Annotated in this window: 13 protein-coding genes; 4 read left to right on the top strand and 9 right to left on the bottom strand. The window is 47.9% G+C overall.

Features of this window, described 5'->3' with window-relative positions:
• Positions 1-147: 147 nt before the first annotated feature.
• The 8 genes from zapB to priA all read right to left on the bottom strand — a co-directional run bounded on the left by zapB (position 148) and on the right by priA (position 8490).
• A complete protein-coding gene (gene zapB, locus LZU85_RS16525) occupies positions 148-390 on the bottom strand; it encodes a cell division protein ZapB (protein ID WP_176298926.1) in 243 nt (80 codons plus the stop codon).
• 227 nt (positions 391-617) lie between these two features.
• Entirely contained in the window at positions 618-1127 is a 510-nt protein-coding gene (gene rraA, locus LZU85_RS16530) for a ribonuclease E activity regulator RraA (RefSeq protein WP_176298927.1), read from the bottom strand.
• Between the two features lie 75 nt (positions 1128-1202).
• Positions 1203-2120 (bottom strand): 1,4-dihydroxy-2-naphthoate polyprenyltransferase, encoded by a 918-nt coding sequence (locus tag LZU85_RS16535; protein ID WP_237287802.1) that lies wholly within the window; start codon positions 2118-2120, stop codon positions 1203-1205.
• A gap of 178 nt (positions 2121-2298) precedes the next feature.
• Entirely contained in the window at positions 2299-3630 is a 1332-nt protein-coding gene (gene hslU / locus LZU85_RS16540; RefSeq protein ID WP_176298929.1) for an HslU--HslV peptidase ATPase subunit, read from the bottom strand.
• 27 nt (positions 3631-3657) lie between these two features.
• Positions 3658-4212, bottom strand: a complete 555-nt coding sequence (hslV, locus tag LZU85_RS16545; RefSeq protein WP_237287805.1) for an ATP-dependent protease subunit HslV — start codon at positions 4210-4212, stop codon at positions 3658-3660.
• A 170-nt stretch (positions 4213-4382) separates the two neighbouring features.
• Complete coding sequence (locus LZU85_RS16550) at positions 4383-4940, bottom strand: SPOR domain-containing protein (protein WP_237287806.1); 558 nt, start codon at positions 4938-4940, stop codon at positions 4383-4385.
• Positions 4941-5049: 109 nt separating this feature from the next.
• The gene (cytR, locus tag LZU85_RS16555; protein ID WP_176298932.1) at positions 5050-6057 is read right to left on the bottom strand and encodes a DNA-binding transcriptional regulator CytR; all 1008 of its coding nucleotides are present in this window, start codon (positions 6055-6057) and stop codon (positions 5050-5052) included.
• 228 nt (positions 6058-6285) lie between these two features.
• A complete protein-coding gene (priA, locus tag LZU85_RS16560; protein WP_237287808.1) occupies positions 6286-8490 on the bottom strand; it encodes a primosomal protein N' in 2205 nt (734 codons plus the stop codon).
• A 280-nt stretch (positions 8491-8770) separates the two neighbouring features.
• On the opposite strand from priA, the gene rpmE reads away from it, so the two are divergent.
• Positions 8771-8992, top strand: coding sequence for a 50S ribosomal protein L31 (gene rpmE / locus LZU85_RS16565; RefSeq protein ID WP_237287809.1), 222 nt, complete (start codon positions 8771-8773; stop codon positions 8990-8992).
• A 278-nt stretch (positions 8993-9270) separates the two neighbouring features.
• Complete coding sequence (locus LZU85_RS16570; protein ID WP_176298935.1) at positions 9271-10548, top strand: malic enzyme-like NAD(P)-binding protein; 1278 nt, start codon at positions 9271-9273, stop codon at positions 10546-10548.
• An 84-nt stretch (positions 10549-10632) separates the two neighbouring features.
• Here the strand turns inward: LZU85_RS16570 and metJ are convergent, their stop codons facing one another.
• Entirely contained in the window at positions 10633-10950 is a 318-nt protein-coding gene (metJ, locus tag LZU85_RS16575) for a met regulon transcriptional regulator MetJ (RefSeq protein ID WP_176298936.1), read from the bottom strand.
• Positions 10951-11161: 211 nt separating this feature from the next.
• Between metJ and LZU85_RS16580 the strand changes: the two genes are divergently transcribed.
• Positions 11162-12328, top strand: coding sequence for an O-succinylhomoserine (thiol)-lyase (locus tag LZU85_RS16580; RefSeq protein ID WP_237287816.1), 1167 nt, complete (start codon positions 11162-11164; stop codon positions 12326-12328).
• Positions 12328-14739, top strand: coding sequence for a bifunctional aspartate kinase/homoserine dehydrogenase II (locus tag LZU85_RS16585; protein WP_237287818.1), 2412 nt, complete (start codon positions 12328-12330; stop codon positions 14737-14739). Before LZU85_RS16580 ends, LZU85_RS16585 begins: the two co-directional genes overlap by 1 nt.
• Positions 14740-14812: the final 73 nt, after the last annotated feature.

The raw sequence follows: 14812 nt of genomic DNA on the forward strand, positions 1-14812 counted from the left end.
GAGGTGCGAGGTGCGAGGTGCGAGGTGCGAGGTGCGAGGTGCGAGGTGCGAGGTGCGAGGTGCGAGGTGCGAGGTGCAGATCAAAGGAAGAGCAAATGCGTCTTTGTGACTTTCGTCCTGACTTTTGCTCTTCCTTGTAGAGAATGGTTATTCTACGTCTTCCATCTTGCCAAGCAGGGCACGAATACGTTCTTGCCATTGAGCATGCTCTTGCTGAGTTTGCTGTGCTTTCTGCTCTAGTTCTTCGCGTTGTACACGTAAGTCATTGGCTTGTGCTTCCAGTTTTACTTTTTCTTCTTTCAGCTCGTCTACTTCCATTTGTAGCAAAGCGATAGTATCGACAGCGGTCTGAATTTTAGCTTCTAGTTTTTCTAATACTTCAAAAGACATCTTGGCCTACCTATTTATATTCGGTTAAGAGTGCAGCCCTTGCTACTACTCAAGTCTGTTAGCCTCATTCTACTCAGCACGCCGCAGAGAAACACGCCCTATATTGCATATTTTGCATCATTCGGTCAAAAAAACAGCGCATCTTTACTTGTTGCTGACTTTTCTCCAGAAATCGTGAGCGCTAATCAGCAAAAAAGCGTCAATATGACGCTTTTTACCAAGTTAGCTTAGAGCACGGGCTCTTCATCTGATAAATCGGCACTGAGTGGCTCTTGAGATAGAAGGATGCCGGTCGTGTCTGCGTAAAGGTAATCTTCAGGCAAAAAAGTGACGCCACCGAAATTGACTGGTACATCGACTTCACCCACTCCTTGTGAAGACGCACCAACAGGAATGGATGCAAGTGCTTGAATGCCAATGTTCATCTCTTCAAGCTCATCGACCTCACGCACGCAACCGTAAATAACAATGCCTTCCCATTCGTTTTCTTCGGCAATCGCAGCCAACTCTCCATCCACCAGAGCCCGACGGAGAGAACCTCCACCATCCACCAAGAGAACACGTCCCACGCCGTCTTGCTCCAAGGTTTCTCGAATCAGTGTATTATCTTCAAAGCACTTAACGGTGGTGATTTGCCCAGCAAACGAGGCACGGCCACCAAAGTTGCTGAACATAGGCTCGACTACATCCACTTGGTCCAGATAGATATCACAAAGGGCAGAAGTGTTGTATTCCATGGCATACCTTCTTTGGTCAACGAGATTTCTCTTGAGTATATCTGCCCATTAAGTCATTGCAATGACAATTAATGATTAACTAACAAGAGTTTGAGCTATCACAACAGTTGCAAACAAAATATTGGTGACCAAGGAGCATTTGACTACCACGGGCATCATTGGGGCGATTTGCGCGGGTTGTTCGGTCAGCCAAACGGCTTTACCATGCCTGAAGAGCGCGATAAGGCTGAGCAAAAATGGTAAACAGAGCCAAGCGGAGCTGGGTTGTAGTAGCAAATAACTGGCAAAAGCGAACAGCGCTCCCGCTAATAAAACAAAGTGATATTGTTTGGCTTTTTTCTGGCCCAATCTGACCGCAACGGTACGCTTACCGCAAGCCGCATCATTTTCAATATCGCGCATATTGTTGATATTGAGAACGGCTACAGCAAGCATTCCGCAACCGAGTGAGGGCAGAAATAATGCGCTGTCGAGCTGTCCAGTATGTAAGAAGTAAGTGCCAGAAACACCGAGCAAGCCAAAAAAAATGAAGACGGATAAATCCCCAAGACCAACATAGCCATAAGGTTTGCTGCCCATGGTATAGGCAATGGCGGCAAAGATGGCCAATACACCCAGGCCAATAAAGGCAAGAATGCTCTGAGGACTGTTCAGAGCGTATAAGACCAAACTTAACCCTGCGATCATGGTCAGCGCTATGTTGAAGATGATGGCACGTTTCATCTCTTTTGCACTGACCGCGCCGGATTGCATTGCGCGCGTTGGCCCTAAACGCTGTTCATTGTCTGTGCCTTTGATGGCATCTCCATAATCATTGGCTAAGTTGGACAGTATTTGTAGTAGGGTTGCGGTCACAAAGGAAAGCAGTGCAACCATAGGTGAAAACTGGCCGAATGAATAGGCGAGTACACTCCCCGTTAAAATAGAAACAAGGGCTAGAGGAAGCGTTTTGGGACGAGCGGCATCCAGCCAGATACGCAGTGACTGATTCATGAAAATTTCGTGCTAGTAAACAGAGTTGTCAGTATACGAATAAAACGTGGGTGAAGGAAGGTTGGGTTGATTGGGGCGAAATACGGAAAATTAAGCGCAGCGCTGCATAATGCAAGAAGGTCGGCACAAAAAAGCAGACAGGAAGGGAGCAGGTGCTCCCTTCTCGCGTGCCGATGGATTAAAGAATGAAGCGACTCAAATCTTCATCTTCAATAAACTCACCAAGTCTTTTCTGAACATACGCAGCGTCAATCACAAACTTGCTGCCTGACTGCTCTGTTGCATCAAATGAAATTTCATCCATCAGGCGCTCCATCACGGTATGTAGACGGCGTGCGCCGATGTTTTCGGTGGTTTCGTTAACCGTCCACGCCGCTTCAGCAATTTGTGTAATGCCATCTTCTGTGAACTCAATGTCGACTTCTTCTGTCTTCATCAATGCCACGTATTGTTCTGTCAAGGACGCTCTAGGCTCGGTCAGAATGCGTTTGAAGTCGTGGCTTGAAAGTGCTTCAAGCTCTACACGGATCGGAAGTCGACCTTGTAACTCAGGAATTAAATCAGATGGCTTCGCGACTTGGAAAGCACCAGAAGCAATAAACAGAATATGGTCAGTTTTCACCATGCCATGTTTGGTTGATACGGTACTGCCTTCGATCAAAGGTAGCAGATCTCGTTGTACTCCTTCGCGAGACACGTCGGGACCAGAGCTTTCTCCACGCTTACAAATTTTATCTATTTCATCGATAAACACGATGCCGTTGTTTTCAACACTGTAGATCGCTTGCTCTTTAAGTTCATCCTGATTGACCAGTTTCGCAGCTTCTTCTTCAATCAGCGATTTGAACGCATCCTTGATTTTCAGTTTGCGTTTCTTACTGGTGTTGCCGGCAAGGCTTTGGAACATGCCTTGTAGCTGATTGGTCATCTCTTCCATGCCAGGAGGTGCCATGATTTCAACGCCCATCTGCGGCGCAGCGACGTTAATTTCGATTTCTTTGTCGTCGAGCTTTCCTTCACGCAGTTTCTTACGGAAAATCTGGCGTGTGTTGGAACTGTCTTCTGTTTGCTCGTTTTGACCCCATGCGTCACGAGGGGGTGGCAGCAGTGCGTCCAGAATGCGCTCTTCGGCTAACTCTTCTGCGCGAAATTTTACTTTTTCCATCGCTTGCTGATGTGTCAGTTTCACCGCAACATCAGTGAGATCGCGAATAATGCTTTCTACTTCTTTGCCAACATAGCCCACTTCGGTGAACTTAGTCGCTTCCACTTTGATGAATGGCGCATTTGCCAGTTTTGCCAAGCGACGAGCGATTTCTGTCTTACCCACGCCCGTAGGACCAATCATCAGAATATTTTTTGGAGTGACCTCAGCGCGCAAACTTTCTTCAAGCTGCATGCGGCGCCAACGGTTACGCAATGCGATCGCCACAGAGCGCTTAGCGTTGTCTTGACCGATAATGTGTCGATTCAGTTCATGGACAATTTCGCGAGGAGTCATTTCAGACATAGTTATTCCTTACAATCTGTGGACGAGTTAGGCTTTGTTGAGATTAGGTAATTCTACCGTCGTCTCAAGTTCTTCGATGGTGTGGTTGTGGTTGGTAAATACACAGATATCGCCTGCTATGTTGAGGGCCTTGACTGCAATGTCACGCGCGTCCAGATCCGTGTTTTCAAGCAGCGCTGTTGCGGCGGCTTGAGCGTAAGCACCGCCAGAGCCGATGGCAATTAAGTCATTTTCTGGCTGAACCACATCGCCATTACCAGTGATGATCAGTGAAGCGGTTTCATCGGCGACAGCCAGTAAGGCTTCGAGTTTACGTAACGCACGATCGCTGCGCCAATCTTTGGCCAGCTCAACGGCTGCTTTGGTGAGGTGACCTTGATGCATTTGCAACTTGCTCTCAAAGCGCTCAAATAAGGTGAAGGCGTCGGCCGTACCGCCTGCAAAACCCGCGAGTACTTTGTTGTTGTACAAACGGCGAACTTTACGCGCATTGCCTTTCATTACCGTGTTGCCCAGAGACACTTGTCCATCTCCGGCGATGACGACTTTGTTGTTACGACGTACAGAAACGATGGTAGTCACGAGTAGGCCTCTTGATTCTTTTCTTTATGGAGTTGATCCCTATATGGGGGAGGGTAAAAAAGAAATCAAGGCGGATGATGGCGTGATTAGCGTGGGCCTCGGAATTTTTAGTGGCGCAAGCAAAAGGGGCAATACGATGATGCCCCTTTTTTTGTTCACGGATGAGAGTGCTATGGTGATTCTTGCCAAATAGCACAGGGCTCAATTTTGGCGCGTTGCAGTTTGTGGCGATCACGTTCAGCATCGCGCTTCAGTTTGTAAGGCCCAAGTACCACGCGATACCAATCACTGCCTTCTTTTTTCTTTACGGTACTGGTGATGCCTTGAAAAGCAATATCGAGTTTGCGACTGTCTGCTTGTTCGCGACTCTTGTAAGCGCCACATTGCATAATGTAAGGGATCTTAGGCACTTCCTGCTCTTTGGCCACCACTTCGATTTCACGGTTTGGCAATGTTTCGACGTATTGCCATTTTTCTTCTGGTGGAGGAGGCAGTTCTTTTTTAGGTTGTGGCTTTGGTTTGCTCGCGGGCTTATTTTCTACCGCTGGCGGAGGGGGCTCAGGATCGTTGCTGAGCGTATACAAGCCAAAACCAAAGCCACCTAGTAGCACGATGGCGAAAAAGCCAGTTAGCCAAGGTTTGTTTTTACGAGGAGCGTTTTTTTGGGTCGGCTTTTTAGGACTACGACCACGTCTTACATAATCTTTAGCCACGGAAAATATAAACAATTGTTACGTCAGTCCGCTATGGTAATGCAGATTGAGCAGCGTTAACAGGGAAACGTCCTAGAAAAGGAAGCGAGGCGACAAATCACCTCGCTTTGTTGTTTTGGTGTCTCTAGCGTAATCCAGGAGGAGCAGCACTACCGCGGACAACCAACTTTGTTTCGAGTAGACGAGAGCCACTATGGATGTCATGCCCTTTAAGTAGTTCGAGCATCATCAGCATCGCTTGGCGTCCAATTTCATAGCGTGGCTGTGAAATGGTCGTCAGTGGAGGATCGCAATACTGGGCAAACTGGATGTCATCAAAGCCGACAATGGACAGATCTTGTGGCACTCTAAAACCCAATTTTTTCGCTTCTTGAATTGCACCAATTGCCATGGTGTCACAATGACAAAAAACCGCAGTGGGAGCATCGTTCATTTCTAACAGATAGCGGATGGCTTTCGCTCCACCTTCGAAAGAAAACTCTGACTCTACACAATACTGTGGATTCATAGTAATGCCAGCGCGACGTAAAGCCTGTTGGTACCCCTGCTGTCTAAATTGACAAAGAGCAGCGGAGCTAGGACCGGATATTTGGGCTATGCGTTTGTGACCAAGCTGAGTCAGATAGTTAACCGCTTCAAAGGCGGAGGTAAGATTGTCGATATGCACGGTTGGGAGTTCAAGATCGGGTGCAAATTCACAGGCCATTACCATCGGCGGTAGATTTTTCTGTTCGGGTTTGCTGACATCGAAAGGTAAATCGGTACCGAGTAGCAGCATTCCATCGGCTTGTTTGGTAAACACAAGGTTGACCAATGAATTTTCGCGACGTTTCTTGTGGCTACTGTCTCCTAATAGGACTAAGTAACCTTGTTCGAGAGCCGCATCTTCAATGCCACGAATGATTTCTGTGAAATAAGGATCACAGATATCAGGCACAATGGCCACGATGGTACGCGATTCGTTTCGGCGTAAATTGCGTGCGAGCGAATTGGGGGAATAACCAGCTTCCAATACGGCCTCTTCCACACGTTTTCTTGTCGTGGCAGACACCTTATCTGGGTTCATCAGCGCTCTTGAAACTGTTGCTGTTGATACCCCTGCAAGCTGGGCAACATCCTTCATTGTCGCCATATACTAACCCTCTCAAAAATTGCGCCAATTATGACGTATAGTTATTGTATTGTTTTATAAAATAAAGCTGAGTTATCGATAACCTAAAGCTGATTTGGATAGTCTATTCAATTCTTTGTTTAAAGTTACGGCTGAATTAACAAAATCCGCATTTTACTTGTGATTCTCATCACGGAAGTAAGCAAAGTCTTGCAATTTAAACCTAAACTTTCCTTTAGTAAACGTTTGCTAGCTCAAATCTTGCGGTTCGATGTCTAAGTTCCAGCGAACTTTTTTAGCATTTGGTAACAGGTCTATCGCTGGTTTGGTGCTCGAGAGTATTTTTTGCATCAGTGAACGCTGTTGGGTTTGTAGCAACAGTTGCCAGCGATATTTTCCTGCTCGCTTGGCTAATGGGGCAGGGGTAGGACCCAGCACTAAACAGCTGTTATCGAATAGAGGATGAGACTCGAGTGTTAGGCGAACTTGGCGTAAGAAGGTTTCGACGACCTCACTTTGGTTTGCTTCAGCACGAAATAGGGTCAAGAAGCTAAAGGGAGGAAGTTGGGCGATTCTGCGTTCGGTGAGTGCCGAGTCTGCAAAATGACGGTAATCTTTCGTCAAGAGTGCTTTTAGAAGAGTGTGCTCTGGATGGTGGGTCTGAAGGATCACCTCACCTGGTTTGCTGGCGCGTCCGGCCCGTCCTGCCACTTGAATAAACAGCTGGGCTAATCGTTCAGAGGCGCGAAAATCGCTGCTGTAAAGAGAACCATCGACATCTAATAGTGCCACTAATGTCACGTCTGGGAAGTGATGGCCTTTAGCCAGCATTTGCGTGCCAATTAAAATTTGGTATTCCCCTTTGCGAATGGCTTCTAAAGCGCTTTCGAGACTGCCTTTGCGTCGTGTACTATCGCGGTCGATGCGAATCGCTTTGTAATCGGGAAACAGGGTCGTCAACTGGTTTTCCAGTTGCTCAGTACCGACACCAACCGTCACCAGTTGTGTAGAGCCACAACCTTGGCACTGGTGGATAATCGGTTGTTGAGAACCGCAGTGGTGACAGCGGATTTCATTGCTGTACTGGTGATAGGTGTAATAGGCATCGCAGCGTTTGCATTCGGCAATCCAACCACATTCATGACACATCAACGCAGGGGAGAAGCCTCGACGGTTGAGAAACAGCATCACCTGATTGCCCGCTTTTAAATGACGACGCATTTCAGCAATGAGTGGCGCTGAGAGGCCGCTTTCCAGATAGAGCCCTTTGACATCGAGTACTTTGTTGGTGGTTGGTACGGCCACTCCAGCTCGTTGGGTCAGCGAGAGATGATGATATTTGCCCGTAAGTGCGTTGTGTAAGGTTTCTAACGCGGGCGTGGCTGATCCGAGCACAATTGGAATGCCTTCTTTTGCCGCTCGCATCACCGCCACATCGCGAGCATGGTAACGCAAGCTATCTTGCTGCTTATACGAGGCATCATGTTCTTCATCGACAATGATGATCCCTAGCTGGGCAAATGGGATCAGTAGTGCAGAGCGAGTTCCTATCACAATACCTGCTGCCTTATCTCGAGCAGAAAGCCATGCGTTGAGGCGCTCAGTATCGTTGAGTCCGGAATGTATCACCGACACGGGCACATCAAAGCGCTGGCGAAAACGATTAATGGTTTGAGGTGTTAGGCCTATTTCTGGTACCAGCACCAGTGCTTGTTTCCCTTGTTCCAAGACTGGTTTGATGAGGTTGAGGTAAACCTCGGTTTTCCCAGATCCCGTTACCCCTTCAAGTAAGTAGCAAGCAAAGCCAGTTTGGCTATTCACAGTTGCAATGGCAATGGCTTGCTCTTGGTTGAGTTTCGGCTTATCGACGGGATGTTCAATCGGGTTACCCCAACGAGCCAACTGTGGCGTTTTTTCTTCACAGCTGATCCAGCCTTTTTCTTCCAAGGTGCGTAAGGTTGTGGATGCCACTTCCTCATCCAAAAAGGCTTGGTGAGGCAGAGGACCATTAGCAAGCATATTCAATACTTTAGCCTGCTTTATCGCACGGCTGTTTAACCCTTGCATCAATTGGTTTTTGCCTAACTCGGTCAGTTGCCATTCTTGTAGAGTAGCAAAGTCCGCCGCTTTGCCTTTTCTTAGTGCTGCGGGGAGGGCGTTATGCAGTGTTTCACCTAGGGGATATTGGTAAAAGTGGCTACACCAAAGTAATAAACTGTAGACGGAATCGGGCCAAATAGGACGATGATCCAACACCGCTTTGATTGGTTTCAGTTGTTCTCGAGGAAAATCAGACTCCTGCACCAATGCGGTGACAATGCCAATCAGTGTTTGTCGTCCAAAAGGTACGCTGACTCGGCCACCAATAATAGGGAACAGATGGTTAGGAACGAGGTAATCAAACTGTTTGTCCAGTGGTACGGGCAAAGCAACTCGAGCAATGGATGGACGCATAACGTGGTGATTCTTGGCAAAAATAATGGTTTACAGTCTAATGGAAGCGAACTAGAAATACGAGAAAACGGCTGCGCTTGGCGAGCGAACAAAAGTTGTATAAAAAACTAGCGGGAAAATGAGGAAATAAGTTGATCCTAAAGGGACGATTCATTACTATATCGCGCCTTAAGATATGGCTTTAACGCGAGTAAAAGCGGTATCTGAGTTTATTTTTAACTACGTGTGGTGTGCGGCAAAGACTCGTATAGCGACACGGCCTACTATTTGAGGTTATCCCATGAAAGCTGGTATCCACCCAGAATACAAAGAAGTAAACGCAACTTGTTCTTGCGGCAACTCTTTCGTTTTTAGCTCTACTCTAGGTAAAGAGTCTATCCACCTAGACGTATGTGACAAGTGTCACCCATTCTACACTGGTAAGCAACGTATCGTTGATACAGGCGGCCGTGTTGATCGCTTCAACAAGCGTTTCGGTGCTCTATCAAGCGGTAAAAAATAATAGCGTTTGCTATTGTTGCTTGAGAAAAAGGTCGCATTTGCGGCCTTTTTTGTTTTTGTTTGGCACCGATCTCAGCTTGCCCCGCAATCGCGCCTTTGGTTATCTGGTCTTACTTCTATCTTATTCACTATTTATATAGATTTGCCTCGCATTCTTGGCTAGGAAGATTGACTTATATCAATTAGAATTTCTCTCTAAATTGAACAAAAAAGCAGAGTTTTTGTTCAACCTAAAGTGTTCCCCCCTTTACCGTACACGCAAAAAGAGAATAACCATTTATGTCCGATGACAATAGCCAGCAAATGACCCCTGAAGAAGTACTTCGCCAACAAGCTCTTGATTATCATGCTTTGCCAACGGCGGGTAAAATTGCCGTCGCTCTAACTAAACCTGCGGAAACCGCTAAAGATCTTGCTTTAGCTTACAGCCCAGGTGTCGCAGAGCCGGTGCGCGAAATCGCACAGAACCCAGACAACGTTTACAAGTACACCTCAAAGGGAAATATGGTGGCCGTTATCTCTAACGGTACGGCAATTTTGGGCCTAGGTAACTTAGGTCCTTTGGCATCAAAGCCAGTAATGGAAGGTAAGGCGCTGCTGTTTAAGCGTTTTGCTGGTCTTGATTCTATCGATATTGAAGTGAAGCATCGTACCATTGACGAATTCGTGGATACGGTCGCGAACATTGCAGATACCTTTGGCGGCATCAATCTAGAAGACATCAAAGCTCCAGATTGTTTTGAAATTGAAAAACGTCTGATTGAACGCTGTGATGTGCCGGTGTTCCATGATGACCAACACGGTACGGCCATTGTCACCGCTGCTGGCATGCTGAATGCGATCGAACTGCAGGGTAAGAAGCTAAACGAATGTATTATCGTTTGTCTTGGTGCGGGTGCGGCTGCCGTGGCGTGTATGGAGCTGTTGATCAAATGTGGCGCGATGCGCGAAAAGATCTACATGCTGGATCGTAAAGGTGTGATTCACACTCGTCGTGATGACCTCAACGAGTACAAGCAACTGTTCGCCAACAATACAGACAAGCGCACACTAGAAGATGTGATCAGCGGTGCGGATCTCTTCCTTGGCGTCTCTGGTCCAAACCTAATGCCTGCAGAAGCGCTGAAGCTGATGGCGGACAAACCAGTTGTGTTTGCGTGTTCAAACCCTGATCCAGAGATCAAGCCGGAATTGGCGCATGAAGTGCGCAGCGATCTTATCATGGGCACTGGCCGCAGTGACTATCCAAACCAAGTCAACAACGTGCTTTGTTTCCCATTCATTTTCCGTGGTGCGCTGGATGTGCGCGCGAGTGTGATTAACGATGAAATGAAGCTGGCTGCGGTTGACGCGATTCGTCAATTGGCGAAAGAACCAGTTCCAGAGGCCGTGCTTAAAGCGGCGGGTGTGGAATCGCTGAGCTTTGGCCCACAATACATTATTCCAAAACCAATGGACTCGCGTTTGTTGCCTCGCGTAGCGAAAGCGGTGGCCCAAGCGGCCGTTGATACCGGCGTTGCTCGTATTCCAATGCCTGAAAACTACATGGCCGAGTAAATCACAGCCTAAACAAACGGGACGCTTTAAGCGTCCCGTTTTGATCGTGTGTCACTTATCCCCGATGTGACCCTGCCCGATGATTTAATCATCGTAGGCTTCAAACTCGATACCCATCGCCGTCATCAACTCTTTGGCTTCAGTAGGAATGTCGTCAGGGCGATCTTTTCTAAGATCTTCATCCGTCGGCAGGGGCTGACCTGTATAGGCATGCAAAAATGCTTCACACAACAACTCGCTGTTTGTCGCGTGGCGCAGGTTGTTAATTTGACGACGAGTACGTTCATCCGTCAGAACTTTTAGTACTTTAAGCGGGATAGAAACGGTAATTTTTTTGACTTGCTCGTTTTTCTTTCCATGCTCTGCGTATGGACTTATGTATTCGCCATTCCAGTCAGCCATTGCGCACCTTCAGAGTAATAATTGGTGAATTAAAATTGTAAGCGGAGATTTTAGCTGGATTTACTGCCATAAGCAAAGACATATAGACGTCTAGAAGTGTTGACGTCTTAATGTTTGATGGTTAAAGTGACAGCTATTAAAGGAGAGGAAGGCGCTGCAACAACATTAGCGCATTCTTATTAAGAATTCATCTTCGCTGAAAGGAAACATGATGAGCACTCACAAGCCAGCCACGATAGCCGTGAGAACCGGCATCGAATCCGATACTCAATACCGTGCCGTTGTACCACCCATTTATCTCTCAACAAACTATGGTTTCTCTTCCTTCGGTGAAGTTCCTAAATATGATTACACTCGTTCTGGCAACCCCAATCGAGGTTTGTTAGAACAAGCACTGTTCAAATTGGAATCGGGCAAAGGAGCAGTGGTCACCAACTGTGGCACCTCTGCACTCAACTTGTGGGTCTCTGCTTTCTTAAGCCCAGATGATCTTATTGTGGCTCCTCACGACTGCTATGGCGGTACTTATCGTCTGTTCAATACTCGAGCGAAAAAAGGCGATTTTAAGGTCCGTTTTGTTGATCAATCCGACAGTGCTGCACTGGATGCGGCGTTGGCGCTTAAGCCTAAACTGGTGTTGCTTGAAACGCCTTCCAACCCGCTGGTGCGTGTGGTGGACATCGCGGAAGTGTGTGAGAAAGCGCATAAAGTGGGCGCGTTGGTGGCGGTCGATAACACCTTTTTGACACCGGTGTACCAAAAGCCTTTGGAGCTCGGGGCTGACTTTGTGATTCACTCGACAACCAAGTACATCAATGGGCATTCTGATGTGATTGGCGGTGTGGTGATCACCAAAACCGAAGAGCACGCAACAGAGCTAGCGTGGTGGGGGAATTGCCTTGGTGCAACCGGCACGCCATTTGACAGCTATATGACGCTGCGCGGCATTCGTACTTTAGGCGCTCGCATGCGTGTGCATGAAGAGAGTTCACAGCAAATCCTTGCTTATCTACAAACCCAAGATTTGGTTGGTACGATTTATCATCCAAGCTTGCCAAATCATCCAGGGCATGAGATAGCGAAAAAACAGCAATCTGGATTTGGCTCTATGCTCAGTTTTGAGTTCGCGGGCAGTTTCGAGCAGCTAAAAGTGTTTGTTAAAGTACTTGAACTGTTCTCATTGGCGGAGTCGCTTGGTGGCGTTGAAAGCTTGGTCTGCCATCCCGCATCCATGACCCATCGCGCTATGGGTGAAGAAGCATTGGCTGAAGCTGGGGTAACACAGCAACTCATCCGTCTATCGGTGGGTCTTGAAGATGCGCAAGATTTGATTGCCGACCTTAAGCAAGCCTTTCAACAAGCGAAGGAGGGCCGTTAATGAGTCAGGTTCGACAACTGCACAAATTTGGTGGAAGTAGCCTTGCTGATCCGGATTGCTATCGCCGAGTGGCAGGCATACTTAAAGAGTATTCTGGTGAGAATGATCTCGTGGTTGTGTCTGCAGCAGGAAAGACCACCAATCGTTTAATTGAGTTTACCGATGCACTTGAGAAAGATGGTCGATTGGCACACGAAACGTTGCAGGCTTTGCGCCACTATCAAACTGGTTTGGTGGAAGCTCTGATTCAATCCGATCTGAGAAAGACGTTGTTAGACCAGTTGGTCGACGAGTTCAGTACGTTGGCAGAGCAGACGGCCCCGTTGAACGCAGCGCAAAAAGCTGCGATTTGGGGTCATGGTGAAGTATGGTCATCGCGTCTGTTGGCGGCGTTGCTCAACCAATCTTCACTACCCGCGGTTGCCCAGGATGCGCGTGCGTTTCTGCGTGCGGAAACGGGCACACAACCAGAAGTGGATCGCGCTCGCTCTTACCCCTTACTCAAAGAAGTGTTGGCTCAGCATTCCCACCGCCGAGTGGTGATCACTGGCTTTATGGCACAAAATAATGCTGGTGAAACGGTACTGTTAGGTCGCAATGGTTCTGATTATTCCGCTACGGTGATTGGCGCTTTAGCAGAAGTAAACAAAGTCACAATCTGGAGTGACGTAGCTGGCGTGTACAGTGCCGATCCACGATTAGTCAATGACGCCTGTTTACTGCCTTTGTTGCGCCTGGATGAAGCCAGTGAACTTGCACGCCTCGCGGCTCCAGTGCTTCATAGTCGGACGCTACAACCCGTGGCGCAAAGTGCCACGGAACTTAATCTGCGTTGCAGTTACACACCTGAGTCTGGTTCTACGCGCATTGAACGGGTGTTGGCCTCAGGGCGGGGTGCCAAAATCATCACCTCACTTGAGGATGTCATGCTGGTGCAACTTAACTTCTCCGCTGGTCATGATTTTGAGCGAGTGCAACAAGATGTGTTACGAGCACTCAAGAGAGCACAGCTTGAGCCACTGGCCTTTGAAGCGCAACCGGATCAGCACAAGTTACGTTTAGCGTATACCAATGAGATTGCTGGTGGCGCGTTGGCTTACTTGCAAGAACTCGCGCTTGCCGCAGAAATCAAGTTAAAAGAAGGTTTTTCTTTGATTGCTGCTGTTGGTGCTGGGGTGACAAACAATGCCAGTCACTGTTTTGGTTTCTATCAGCAGTTAAAACACTCTCCGGTTGAATTTATTTCTGAAACCGAATCAGGGTTGAGTCTGGTCGCGGTTATGCGCCGTGTCGATATTCCAGTGTTGGTGAAGTCCATTCACACTCAACTCTTTCAGGCGCAAAAGCGCGTGGCGATTGCGCTTTGTGGTAAAGGTAACATCGGGTCGAGCTGGTTGTCGTTGTTTGCACAGCAGAAAGGAGAGCTCGAAAAACGCCATGGTATGAACTTTGAGCTTGTCGCAGTGGTCGATAGTCAAACTTACTTGTTTAATGAGCAAGGGCTTGATGCGGCGGCGGTACATGCGCATTTTGATGATGATTCTGTGCCCAATGATGGTAAGAACTGGTTGCAAAAACTTAGTTCCGTCCAAGATTACGATGAGGTGGTGGTGCTAGACGTGACCGCTAGCCGCGATTTGTCCGCTCAGTATCTCGATATCGCTCATCAAGGGATGCATTTGATCTCGGCTAATAAGATAGCGGGCTCGGCGAGTAGCGACTACTACTACCAAGTGCAAGATGCCTTCAGCAAGATTGGACGTCACTGGCTATACAACGCCACCGTTGGTGCTGGTTTGCCGATCAATCATACCGTGCGTGATCTGCGTGAAAGTGGTGACGATATTGTTGCGCTGTCGGGCATTTTCTCCGGTACGCTCTCTTGGCTGTTCCAGCAGTTTGATGGCTCAGTGCCGTTTGCTGAGTTGGTCGACTTAGCGTGGCAACAAGGTCTCACCGAACCGGATCCACGCAGCGATTTGGATGGCTCTGACGTGATGCGTAAGCTGGTTATTTTGGCGCGTGAGTCGGGTCTGGAAATTGAACCTGAAAATGTCAAAGTTGAGTCTTTGGTGCCTGACGAGCTCAAAGATTTATCGTTAGATGAGTTCTTTGACAAAGCGCACTTGCTCAGCGAGCGTCTGCAGGAACGTTTAGCGAAAGCACAACGTCAGGGGCAAGTTTTGCGTTATGTCGCCCGTTTAGAAAAAACTGGCAAGGCGCGAGTCAGTGTTGAAGCGTTGTCGCGTGAGCATGCGTTGGCCAATTTGCTGCCTTGTGACAACATCTTCGCCATCGAAAGTAAATGGTATAGGGACAACCCACTGGTCATCCGTGGTCCCGGCGCTGGGCGTGAAGTGACTGCTGGCGCAATTCAGTCTGATCTCAATCGCTTAGCTGGCTTGTTCTAACAGAAGATAGATGATTTGATAGGGACCCAAGCGGTCCCTTTTTTCTACTTGAACTATGCTCATTATGAACTTG

It is taken from the genome of Vibrio floridensis (genome assembly GCF_021852965.1).
In the GTDB taxonomy this organism is placed as follows: Bacteria; Pseudomonadota; Gammaproteobacteria; order Enterobacterales; family Vibrionaceae; genus Vibrio; species Vibrio floridensis.

Bases quoted from the DNA above. Each gene is read 5' to 3' on its own strand.
- LZU85_RS16570 (WP_176298935.1), top strand. From the start codon at position 9,271: ATGTCCGATGACAATAGCCAGCAAATGACCCCTGAAGAAGTACTTCGC.
- cytR (WP_176298932.1), bottom strand. From the start codon at position 6,057: ATGGCGACAATGAAGGATGTTGCCCAGCTTGCAGGGGTATCAACAGCA.
- zapB (WP_176298926.1), bottom strand. From the start codon at position 390: ATGTCTTTTGAAGTATTAGAAAAACTAGAAGCTAAAATTCAGACCGCT.
- hslU (WP_176298929.1), bottom strand. From the start codon at position 3,630: ATGTCTGAAATGACTCCTCGCGAAATTGTCCATGAACTGAATCGACAC.
- LZU85_RS16585 (WP_237287818.1), top strand. From the start codon at position 12,328: ATGAGTCAGGTTCGACAACTGCACAAATTTGGTGGAAGTAGCCTTGCT.
- rpmE (WP_237287809.1), top strand. From the start codon at position 8,771: ATGAAAGCTGGTATCCACCCAGAATACAAAGAAGTAAACGCAACTTGT.
- metJ (WP_176298936.1), bottom strand. From the start codon at position 10,950: ATGGCTGACTGGAATGGCGAATACATAAGTCCATACGCAGAGCATGGA.
- LZU85_RS16580 (WP_237287816.1), top strand. From the start codon at position 11,162: ATGAGCACTCACAAGCCAGCCACGATAGCCGTGAGAACCGGCATCGAA.
- rraA (WP_176298927.1), bottom strand. From the start codon at position 1,127: ATGGAATACAACACTTCTGCCCTTTGTGATATCTATCTGGACCAAGTG.
- priA (WP_237287808.1), bottom strand. From the start codon at position 8,490: ATGCGTCCATCCATTGCTCGAGTTGCTTTGCCCGTACCACTGGACAAA.
- LZU85_RS16535 (WP_237287802.1), bottom strand. From the start codon at position 2,120: ATGAATCAGTCACTGCGTATCTGGCTGGATGCCGCTCGTCCCAAAACG.